General features: G+C 64.5%; 8 protein-coding genes. All 8 read right to left on the bottom strand.

Going from position 1 to position 11340, the window contains the following annotated elements:
- Window positions 1-126: 126 nt before the first annotated feature.
- The 8 genes from AB4097_RS20040 to ileS all read right to left on the bottom strand — a co-directional run bounded on the left by AB4097_RS20040 (window position 127) and on the right by ileS (window position 11296).
- Window positions 127-615 (bottom strand): hypothetical protein, encoded by a 489-nt coding sequence (locus AB4097_RS20040; protein WP_442042809.1) that lies wholly within the window; start codon window positions 613-615, stop codon window positions 127-129.
- 3 nt (window positions 616-618) lie between these two features.
- Window positions 619-2469: a DNA mismatch repair endonuclease MutL gene (gene mutL, locus AB4097_RS20035; protein WP_442042807.1), complete on the bottom strand. Its 1851-nt coding sequence runs from the start codon at window positions 2467-2469 to the stop codon at window positions 619-621.
- A gap of 267 nt (window positions 2470-2736) precedes the next feature.
- On the bottom strand, window positions 2737-4053 hold the full coding sequence (locus tag AB4097_RS20030) for a glucose-6-phosphate isomerase (protein ID WP_442042805.1): 1317 nt from the start codon (window positions 4051-4053) through the stop codon (window positions 2737-2739).
- Between the two features lie 102 nt (window positions 4054-4155).
- Complete coding sequence (locus tag AB4097_RS20025; RefSeq protein WP_442042803.1) at window positions 4156-5433, bottom strand: M16 family metallopeptidase; 1278 nt, start codon at window positions 5431-5433, stop codon at window positions 4156-4158.
- 28 nt (window positions 5434-5461) lie between these two features.
- Window positions 5462-6793, bottom strand: coding sequence for a M16 family metallopeptidase (locus AB4097_RS20020; protein ID WP_442042801.1), 1332 nt, complete (start codon window positions 6791-6793; stop codon window positions 5462-5464).
- 217 nt (window positions 6794-7010) lie between these two features.
- Window positions 7011-7643: a hypothetical protein gene (locus tag AB4097_RS20015; RefSeq protein WP_442042799.1), complete on the bottom strand. Its 633-nt coding sequence runs from the start codon at window positions 7641-7643 to the stop codon at window positions 7011-7013.
- 87 nt (window positions 7644-7730) lie between these two features.
- Entirely contained in the window at window positions 7731-8198 is a 468-nt protein-coding gene (gene lspA / locus AB4097_RS20010; RefSeq protein ID WP_442042813.1) for a signal peptidase II, read from the bottom strand.
- Between the two features lie 149 nt (window positions 8199-8347).
- Window positions 8348-11296, bottom strand: coding sequence for an isoleucine--tRNA ligase (ileS, locus tag AB4097_RS20005; protein WP_442042811.1), 2949 nt, complete (start codon window positions 11294-11296; stop codon window positions 8348-8350).
- Window positions 11297-11340 lie beyond the last annotated feature (44 nt).

Here is an 11340-nt window from a genome sequence, read left to right as displayed (position 1 = left end):
CTCATCCGTCAGGTCCGACGGATAGCGCTTGGTCTTCTTGGCGATCGCGGCCATCCGGCCTCGGGTCTTATGGGTCCACATCCACAGGGTGAATCACATCCCTCCCGCCAAGGGAAGCCCATCAGATCAAGTTTCCAAACAGTCTCTTAGATGCATAGAAAAATAGAACACAAGCTCTCTGACTTGATTCAGTTTATTAATGATAATCTCATTGTCGATAGCTTGCTTTCCACTTACATCTAAAAAATCTTTTGATGGCATCGACAAGAAAAGTTCGTTTTCGAAATGAAAATAAGCTCCGTGAGCAAGGCGGTTCCTAAAATCGTTTACCTCCCGCAAACGTTCTAACAATTTACCATCTTTTTTCTGTCCGTTAAGTCGTGCGCAAACATTTCTGACCATATCGATTTTTTGATTGAAGTTTGCATCTTTAGTTAGAACAAGCACTTTCTCGAATCCGACTTTCAAGTGTTCAGAAAGCCATTGGCATATGGCGAGTTCCAGTTCGCTAAATTCCGTAAAGAACTTCCCTATAGCCCACTCGAAGAGAAACTCACTTGGAGGCAGATCGGGCTCTGTAAAGTCTTTTCTCGTTTGAATGCGCTTCTTCAACATTTCTCACCGCCGCCCGAACAGCCGCTCGATATCCGTCAGCTTCAACTCGACATAGGTCGGCCGGCCGTGATTGCACTGGCCGGAGAGCGGCGTCGCCTCCATCTCGCGCAACAGCGCGTTCATTTCCTCGGGCCGCATGCGCCGTCCGGCGCGGATGGAGCCGTGGCAGGACATGCGCGAGAGCACGGCGTCCAGGCGCTCCTCGAGCGGGCCCGCGGCCCCATGCCCCCATTCCGCCAGCGCATCGGCAACATCCTGCACCAGCGCCTTGATGCGCCCCCCTGCAAGGGCGGAGGGCACCTCGCGCACCAGCAGCGCACCGTGACCGAAGGGCTCGACCACGAGGCCGAGACTTTCCAGAGAGGACGCCTCCGCGAGCACGCGATCCGCATCGACGGGATCGAGATCGACCACTTCGGGGATCAGCAGCAATTGCCGGGCGATGCCCGAGGCGGCGCGCTCGCGTTTCAGGCGCTCGTAGACGAGGCGCTCATGCGCCGCATGCTGATCGACGATGACGATGCCGTCCTGCGTCTGCGCGACGATATAGGTGCCGTGCAATTGCGCGCGGGCCGCGCCCAGAGGCGCCTCTTCCGTTTCCGGCTCGATCTCGTGCAGGGTCGCACGGCTGTCGGCCGAAGGGCTTGCGAGATCGGGCAGGTTCGCCTGCCGTTCGGCAAGGCCCGAGGCAGGCGCGTAAGATCGTTCCGGCCCATCGAGCGGCGCCTGCCAGTTGGCGAAGGCGCTGGTCGGGCGAATCGCATGGGTGCGATGCGGATAGGCCGGACGCGACGGAAGCGCTCCTTGCGGACGCAGGCTTTCCAGAGTGCGCGTCCCGCCGGTCGAAGACGCCCGGAAGGCATGGCGGGTGATCGCTTCCTTCAGCGCACCGACGACGAAGCCGCGCACGAAGGCCGGATCGCGGAAGCGCACTTCGGTCTTGGCCGGATGCACGTTGACGTCCACGGCTCGGGGATCGAGATCGATCATGATGGCGAGCACCGGATGCCGGTCGGACGCCATCACGTCCGCATAGGCGCCGCGCACGGCACCGAGCAGCAGCTTGTCGCGCACGGGCCGCCCGTTGACCACGAAATGGATCGCCGCTCCGGTGCCGCGATGATAGGTCGGCAAACTGGCGAACCCGGTGAGCCGCACGTCTTCGCGCTCGACGCCGATGGACATGGCGTTCTCGTGGAACTCCGCCCCCAGCACCCGCGACAGGCGCCGCAGGAAACCGTGCTCGCCGGTCTCCTCCGGCGGATAGGTGAAGGCGGTGATGTGCTCGCCCGAGAGCGTGAAGCGGATCGTCGGATGCGCGATGGCGAGCCGCTTGACGATCTCGGCGACCGCCTGCGCCTCTGAACGGTCGCTCTTCAGGAATTTCAAGCGCGCGGGCGTGGCGGCGAACAGGTCCGTCACCTCGACGCGGGTGCCCTTCGGGGCAGGCGCGGGACGCACGGGGCCCTTCACGCCCGCCTCGACCACGAGCGACGAGCCGGTCTCGGCCTCGACGGTCCGGGTGATTATGGAGAGGCGCGCCACGGCCCCGATGGACGGCAGGGCCTCGCCGCGAAAGCCGAGGGTGTTGATGGAGAACAGATCGCCGTCCGGCAGCTTGGAGGTGGCGTGACGCTCGACCGCTAGTGCCAGGTCCTCCGGGGTCATGCCGCGCCCATCATCGACGATGCGGATCAGGCGGCGCCCACCGGCCTCGACGGCGATCTCGATGGAGGTCGCGCCCGCATCGACGGCATTCTCGACGAGTTCCTTGACGGCCGCCGCCGGGCGCTCGACAACCTCGCCCGCAGCGATGCGGTCGACGAGGATGGGATCGAGGCGGCGGACATGCATGCGAGGTGTCGGGCGTTCGGATTCGGAAAAGGGAACATAGGGGCTGGCGGCGCCGGAAACCAGAACGCGCGACGTTATTCCCCAGGCTCTGTGAGAGCGACGTGACGAATGAGGGAAGCGAGTGTTGGGGAACGGGGCGGCATGGGGTGCTCCTCCTTCGTCATCACCGGCCTTGTGCCGGTGATCTCGCTTCTGTAGAGCCCCGCATCTTTCAGTATCGGGATGACCGGGACAAGCCCGGCCATGACGTGGTGGGTGTGGCCGCCCTCACCCCTGCGCGAGATATTCCTTCGCCAGGATCTTGGCCTCCTCCACCGCGGGCTGGTCGAACGGATCGACGCCCATGGCGTAGCCGGCCAGGATCGTTTCCAGCATGAAATGCATGAGAAGCTCGCCCAGCGCGCGCTCGTCCAGGGTCTCGACATGGATCTGGCGGGTCGGGCGGCTGTTCTTGGCGAAGGTGTCGGCCATGGCGCGGCCCTGGGCGGCCACGAGGTCGCCGATGGTCTTGCCCGCGAAGGCCGCCTGTCCGGCGCGCTTGGACAGCGCCTCGTTCATGACCGGCCCCTTGCCGGCGACGCCGGTGGTCAGCACCGTAAAGAGCTTGTCGTTGGGGCCTGCGAGATAAAGCTGCTGCTGGCTGTGCTGGTCCACGGGTCCAATGGCCGCGACGGGCTGCGTGCCCTTGCCGTCCTTGCCCACGCTCTCGGCCCAGAGCTGCACCCACCAGCGGGTGAAGCGCTCGAGGCGGTCCGCGTAAGCCATGGTGACCGCGATGCCCTTGCCCGCTTTCGCCGCGGCGACGTTCAGGGCGGCCCCCAGGGCGGCGGGCGCATCCTTGGCGGCCACGCCGTTGCGGAAGGGCTCATAGGCATCGGCCGCGCCCCGGCGGATGGCCTCGATGTCGAGGCCCAGCGCGGCGGCCGGCAGAAGACCCACATTGGTCAGGACCGAATAGCGCCCGCCGACGCCGGTGTGATGATCGAGGAAGCGCACGCCCTCGGGCTCCAGGAGATCGCGCAGGGCGTTCTTGATCCCGTCCTTGCGCGGCTCGGATACGCCGAGGAACAGATCGTTGGGATGGGAGCGCAGGCCCGCCTTCTCCAGGGCTGTGAGAACGGCGATGGTCTGCATCAGCGTCTCGCCCGTGCCGCCGGATTTCGAGATCGCCACGAACCTGGTCGAGGAGAGCGGCAGCTTGTGCAGGACGCGGTCGAAGGTGATGGGATCGAGGTTGTCGAGGAAGTGGATGCGCGGGCTCTCGGTGAACCGCCCGGTGCCAGGCACCGCGTAATCCTTCAGTTGCGCCAGGGTCTGGCCGCCGAGGCTCGATCCGCCGACGCCGAGAATGACCACGTCGGTGGCATCGTCCCGCAGGAAGGCGGCCGCTTCGCGGATACCCGCCAGATCGTCCGTGGTGCGCGGCATGTGGAGCAGCGGCAACCGTCCCGAGGCATCGTCCTCGGCCAGCCGCTTCATGGCATCGTTGACGAGCGCCAGCGCGTCGTCGAGCGCCGCCTGCGCCAGACCGCCCTCCCCGATATTCGCATCAAGGGCAAGATCGATCGATTGCTGCAGGGCCATAAGCATACTCCGACTCGTTCAAAGCAGGAGCGAAAGATTAGGGCAGAGACGGCCCCGAGGCTAGGGTCGTGGCACCGAAGCTGAAATCTCTGCCCTGGAAGGCTACACTCCCGTCGGCCGTCCCGCGATCACCGTGAACATCCGGCCGTCGCCGAAGATGCGTTCGGCGGCCGTACGGATGTCGGCCTGTGTCACGGCTCCGACCAGGCCGTTGCGGCGGGCGATGTAGTCGATGCCGAGGCCCTCGAAGGCGATCTGCGCCAGGGTATGGGCGATCTTGGTCGAGGTGTCGAAGCCGAGCGCATAGGAGCCGATGAGGTAGTCCTTGGCCTTCTGCAGCTCCTCGTCGGACGGGCCTTCGCTCGTCAGCTTCGCCATCTCGTCGGTGATCACGTCGAGCGCCTCGACCACGCGCTCGTTCTTGGTCGCGGTGTAGCCCCAGGTCATGCTGGCCGAGCGGTAGCTCACCAGCGACGTGCCGACACTGTAGGCGAGACCGCGCTTCTCGCGCACCTCCTGGAACAGGCGCGACGTGAAGGCGCCGCCACCCAGGATGTGATTGAGAACGTAAGCCGGAATGAACCCAGGGTCGCGCCAGGCGATGCCGCTCATGCCGAAGCGGATCACCGATTGCGGAACGTCGAGATCGACCACGATGCGCGATCCCATCCTCTGCAGTGAAGCGGGTTCGATGATGCCGAGCGGTTTTGCGTCAGGCAGGAAGCCGAACACCTTGTCGAGCAGAGTGGAGAGTTCGTCGCTGCCGATCGCGCCGACGACGGCGATCTTCACGCGTCCGCGCGCGATGATCGACCGGTGCATTGCGGCGAGATCGTCCCGCGTGATCGCCGCGACGCTCTCGGGCGTGCCGGAGGTCGGACGGCCATAGGGATGGCCGGCGAAGCCTTCCTCGAAGAAGCGGCGCGTCGCCATGACGCCCGGATCGTTCTGCTGGTACTTGAGGCCCGCGATGGTCTGGGCCCGCACGCGCTCGATGGAATCCTGATCGAAGCGCGGCTCGGCGAGCGCGAGGCGCAAGAGCTCGAAGGCTTCATCCGCATGCTTGACCAGCGTCTTGAGCGAACCGCCGAGCGCATCGTTGCCGGCATTGAAGGACAACTCGATGGCGTTCGCCGCAAGCCGCTCCTGGAACGCATCGGAATCGTATTCGCCCGCACCCTCGTCGAGCAGGCGAGCCAGCATCTGCGCCACGCCGGGCTTGTCCGCGGGATCGTGCGCCGAGCCGCCTTCGAAGATGAAGGAAACGGCGATCAGGGGCACAACGTCGGATTCGACGTGCCAAGCCTCGACGCCACGGGCGGAGGTCAGCGCCTTCACAGTAGTCGGAGACGAGGACATGGTTTCGACAGAAGCTGTCATGATTACCTCAATTCTTGTGCAGGCGGCTTCAAGAGGCCGACTTCTGCAGATAGCCCGTCACGGAACGGCGGGAAGTGAGATAGCGCTCGGCCGCGGAGGCGAGATCGTCCTTCGTGACGGTCTCGATCTCGACCGGCCAGCGCCGCACCTCCTCGATGGTCTCGCCGATGGCGAGCGCCGAACCGTAGATGCGGGCGAGTGAAGACTGGCTGTCCGTGGAATAGATCGTCTCGGCGACAAGACGCGTCTTGGCGCGCTCGATGGAATCCGCATCCAGCGCCTCGGCGGAGATCGTCTTGAGGATCTGGTCGACGGCCTCTTCCAGAGCCTGGAGCGACACGCCCTCAGACGGCACCGCATAGACGCAGAAGCGCGTGTCCTCCATGGCGGACGACATGTACCAGGCACCCGCATTCACCGCGATGCCGCGCTCCATCACGAGCTTGCGGTAGAGATATGATGTCGGTCCGCCGCCGATCACTTCGGCGAGAAGCTCGAGCGCGTAGCAATCGCGCTGCGAGGCCGTGCGGCAGGACGGAACGAGGTAGAGCCGCTGCAGGGTCGGCTGCTCGACCTTCGGATCGGCCACGGTGATGTGACGCGCAGCCACCGGCTCCGGCTCGCGCGGACGCAGACGCACCGGACGCTTGCCCTGCGGGGCGATGCGGCCGTAGGTGGCATCCGCCAAGCGGCGTACCTCGTCCTCGCTTACATCGCCGGCAACGACCAGGATGCCGTTCTCGGGCGTGTAGAAGCGACGATAATAGTCGAGCGCATGATCGCGATCGAGCGTCTCGATCTCGTGCATCCAGCCGATGATCGGAATGCCGTACGGGTGATGCACGAAGAGCGAAGCCGCCATCGCTTCCGAGAGCTGGGCGGAAGGGTCCGTCTCGACGCGCATGCGCCGCTCTTCCAGCACCACGTCGCGCTCAGGCGCAATGACGGATTCCTCTAGAAGAAGGTTCGTCATGCGATCCGCCTCGAACTCCATCATGGTCTTGAGGTTCTCGCGGGCGACGCGCTGGAAATAGGCCGTGTAGTCGAAGGACGTGAACGCGTTCTCCTGACCGCCGAGACCCGAGACCACCTTCGAGAACTCACCGGCCGGATGCTTCTCCGTGCCTTTGAACATCAGGTGTTCGAGGAAGTGCGCGATGCCGGATTGTCCGAGCGGATCATCGGCCGAACCGTTGCGGTACCAGATCATGTGCGTGACGACGGGAACGCGGCGATCGGGAATGACGACGACGTCGAGGCCGTTGTCGAGCGTGAACGAAGACAGGTTCGGACCGCTGCCTTCCGTCCGCCCGAAGGAGGCGGCGTCAGCGCGAAGAAGAGGCTTAGAGGCAGTGTCCATGACGTTTCAACCTTGGCGACATCAGTTCGTTTCGCAGGGCGTTTCTTAGGGGATAGTCGAATTAGGGGGCTATGCAAGCGAAGCCGCAGATCTTTCCTGTGCGGCATTCTTTGTCCGGATTCGCTGGACGCAGGCTTGGCCTTTCACAGGCCCCATAACGTTTTCAGGCGAAGCGGGTGAACCCGTTCGCCTGAAATGAAGTGGGAAGAGACAATGCTTACTGCCTGCTCTGCCGCTGGCGGAGATAGGCCGATGGGCTGTCGGGATCGCCCGAGATGATGGGATCCGCGGAGGCTTTGAGCTTGCCGCCGCCCTGGGCCCGGAGCAGATCGCCCGGAGGATCGCTGAGGTAGCGACGGTCGATACCGTTGCCCTGCAGCTCCGGTTTCTCCTCCTTGGTGAAGGCGCGGAGTTCGTCGGGAGTCATGCGGGCGATGTCGGCTTGCCGGCCGACGGGAGCCTGCGGGCCGGCGGAGGCATTGGGATTGCGGCCGGCGCGCATCTCTTCGATCGAGAGGCGCTTGCCTTCCGTGTTCTTGTAGAGCTCGGAGCTGGTATAGGGCGTACGAGCCTCGGCCGCAGCCTTGCGGCGAGCCGCCACATCCGGGTCCTTGGGCCAATTGCCGTTGCGTGCCTCGGCGCCACCTGCTGCCGGTGCCGGCAGGTCCAACTTGGGAGGAAGCACGAGCGGAGCGCGCTCGTTGTAGGTGATGGGGGCTTTTTCCTTGGGAATGATGCCGATGGCGCCGAGAACGCTCTTCACGGCCTCGCCTTCCTCGGCCGAAGCACCGGTGGCGGCGATCAGAAGCGCCAAGGCTCCCGCGCAGCCTGCGATTTTCATTCCCTTCATGGCACCCACCATTCGTTTCTCATTGTGGCCGGAAGGCCTGATCGCTCATTCTGGCGAACATATGGCAGCAGGCGCCACAAAATATCGTTATTTAGCCCGCCGCCCCTCCAGGACGAAGGAGTCATAAAGCAAACCGACCACCCCCGCAACGATGGCAGCATCGGCCACGTTGAACACGTACCAGGACCATGAGCCGAAGTGGATCTGGATGAAATCGAACACGGCCCCGAACCAGAGACGGTCGATGACGTTCCCGATGGCCCCGCCCACGATCAGGCCGAGGGACGCCGCCAGAAGCTTGGCCGTGGTGCGACGGATCCAGAAGGACAGGCCGATGGCGGCCAGAATGGAGACGACGACCAGTCCCCAGCGGCCGATGTCCGAGTGCTGCTGGAACAGCCCGTAGGAAATGCCCCGGTTCCAGACCACGATCAGGTTCACGAAGGGGGCGAGTTCCACCGGCTCCTTCACGGGAAGATCGTAGACATAAAACGTGTAGAGCTTCGTCGCCTGATCGAGGACGAGCGTGATCAGGGCGATGGAAAACCCGAGGATCGCCGCGACCGACAATCCCTTCTGGACCGCACGCCCCCTGCCCGCCCTCTTCTGAGAACGGGGCCGGCTCGCTGCGCGCGGGCGCGGCGAGCCTGGTTGAGACGTTACCGCAGCATCGGCAAGCGGTGCGCCGGTATCCTCGGACTTGCTCATTCGGCCGCCGCCTTCAGCTGGTCCCATTCGCGCAGGGCCGCCGCATCGCGGGGCGTCACGTCCGGATAGTCCGGATCGGCGCCCACATCCGGCGTCACCTTCCACGAGCGGGCGCATTTGCGGCCTTGCGCGAGAGCCGGCACGACCGCGACACCCTTCACGTCGTCGAGGCGGAAGGCCTCCGCCGGGCCATCGCCCTGCACCACCTGGATGCCGGACGTGATGCAGATCTCGGCAAGGTCGAGGCCCTGCACGGCCTTGAGCAGGCTCTCATCGGCGATATGCACCACGGGCGCGGCCTCAAGGCTTGCGCCGATGCGCTTTTGCGCACGCTCGATTTCCAGTGCGCCGGTGACGACGCGGCGCACGCGGCGGACCTTGGCCCAACGCTCGGCAAGCGCGTCGTTGCGCCATTCCGCCGGCACCTTCGGGAAGGTTTCGAGATGCACCGACTCGGCCTGCGGATAGCGCGCAAGCCAGGCTTCCTCCGCCGTGAAGGCGAGGATCGGCGCGATCCAGGTCGCCACGCAGCGGAAGGTCTGGTCGATCACGGTCAGCGCGCTTTTGCGAACATTGCTCGAGATCGGGTCGCAATAGAGCGCGTCCTTGCGGATGTCGAAATAGAAGGCCGACAGATCCGTGGTCATGAACGAGTTCAAGAGCGCGATCACGCGCTTGTAGTCGAACGTGGCATAGGCCTCGCGCATCTCGCCGTCGAGCTCGGCGAGGCGGTGCAGCACGAAGCGCTCCAGTTCCGGCATCTCGTTCACGGCGACCTTGTCGGCATCGTGGAAATGCGCGAGCGAGCCCAGCATCCAGCGGATCGTGTTGCGCAGCTTGCGGTAAGTCTCGACGAAAGTCTTCAGGATCTCCGGACCGATGCGCAGATCGTCCGAGTAATCGGATGCCGCCACCCACAGGCGCAGGATGTCGGCGCCGGAATCCTGGATCACCTTCTGCGGCGCCACCACGTTGCCGAGCGACTTCGACATCTTCTGCCCCTTCTCGTCGAGGACGAAGCCGTGGGTCAGAACGATGTCATAAGGAGCGCGCCCGCGCGTGCCGCAGCTCTCCAGCAGCGAGGAGTGGAACCAGCCGCGATGCTGGTCGGAACCTTCCAGGTACATGACCTGATCGGGGCCGCCATCGACCTTGCGCGTCACCTTCAGGTCATCGCGCGTTTCGAGCGCGAAGGCGTGCGTGCAGCCGGAATCGAACCACACGTCGAGGATGTCGTTGATCTTGTCGAAATCGGCGCGATCGTAGCCGCCAGCCTTCAGGAATCGCGAGCCGTCACCCGCATACCACGCATCCGCGCCTTCCTTTTCGAAGGCGTCAGCGATGGCGCTGTTCACGCGCTCATCCTTGAGGATCTCGTTGGTGCCCTTCTTCACGAACACCGCGATCGGCACGCCCCAGGCGCGCTGACGCGAGACCACCCAATCGGGGCGGTTCTCGATCATGCCGGTGATGCGGTTCTCGCCCGTTTCCGGCACCCACTCGACGGTCTTGATGCCATGGAGCGCGCGCTGACGCAGCGTGTCGCCGTGGTTGTCCAGCGGCTTGTCCATGGAGATGAACCATTGCGGCGTGTTGCGGAAGATCAGCGGACCTTTTGAGCGCCAGGAATGGGGATATTGGTGCTTGAGGCGCCCGCGCGCGATGAGCGCGCCGACCTCCACGAGCTTCCTGATCACCGCCTCGTTGGCGCCCGCATCCTTACCCTTGTCGTCATAGATGCGCTCGCCCGCGAAGAACGGCACGTCGGGGAAGTAGGACGAGTCGGGCGACACCGTGTGCGGCACTTCTTTCGTGCCGCAGGCGGCGAACACGTCGCGGTGCTTCACGTAGGTGTTGTAGTCGTCCGCGCCGTGACCAGGAGCCGTGTGCACGAAGCCCGTGCCCGCATCGTCGGTGACGTAATCGGCCGGCAGAACCGGCACGCCGAAATCCCAGTAGCCATGCGCGCCTTCGAGCCCGCGGAACGGATGCGCGCAGCGCTCGATCATCACCGGCAGCACATCCTTCACGCGCTCGTATCCGGCGACGCGCGCGGCGGCGAACACGTCGGCCGCGAGCTTGTCGGCGATGACGAGGCGGTCGCCGACCTTCGCCCAGTTGTCCTCGGCGGCTTCGGTGACCGTGTAGAGGCCGTAGGCGATGTTCTCGCCGTAGGCGATGGCGCGGTTGGCCGGGATCGTCCAGGGGGTCGTCGTCCAGATCACCACCGATGCGCCGTCAAGATCCCCGTCCAGCGTGTTGGTGATCCTGAACTTCACCCAGATCGTCGTGGAGGTCTTCTCGTGATACTCGACCTCGGCCTCGGCGAGCGCGGTCTTCTCGACGGAGGACCACATGACGGGCTTGGAGCCGCGATAGAGCTGGTCGCTCACGGCGAACTTCATGATCTCGCGGGCGATCTGCGCTTCCGCGTCATAACTCATGGTCTGATACGGGTTGGTCCAGTCGCCCTCGACGCCGAGGCGCTTGAACTCCTCGCGCTGCACATCGATCCATTTCTCGGCGAAGGCCCGGCATTCGCGGCGGAACTCGACGATGTCCACGTCGTCCTTGTTCTTGCCCTTAGCGCGGTACTCCTCCTCGATCTTCCACTCGATCGGCAGGCCGTGGCAGTCCCAGCCGGGCACGTAGTTGGAATCGAACCCTAGCATGCCCTGCGAGCGGACCACCATGTCCTTCAGGATCTTGTTGAGCGCGTGGCCGATATGGATGTTGCCGTTGGCATAGGGAGGGCCGTCGTGCAGCACGAAGCGCGGACGGCCCTTCTGGACCTCGCGCAGGCGCTCGTAGAGCCGGTTCTCGTTCCAGCGCTGCAGGAGCTGCGGCTCGCGCTGCGGCAGGCCGGCCCGCATGGGGAACTCGGTCTGGGGCAGGAACAGGGTTTCGGAATAGTCGCGGGCGGCGCTTTCGGGCTTATCGGTCATGACGGTCAATCGGTCTTGGCGGCCTGCGGTCGGCAGGCGCATCG

It is taken from the genome of Microvirga sp. 2MCAF35 (assembly GCF_052115545.1).
GTDB lineage: Bacteria > Pseudomonadota > Alphaproteobacteria > Rhizobiales > Beijerinckiaceae > Microvirga.
Note: the sequence above shows the minus strand (reverse complement) of the source record. Positions and strands in the feature narration are given on the sequence as shown.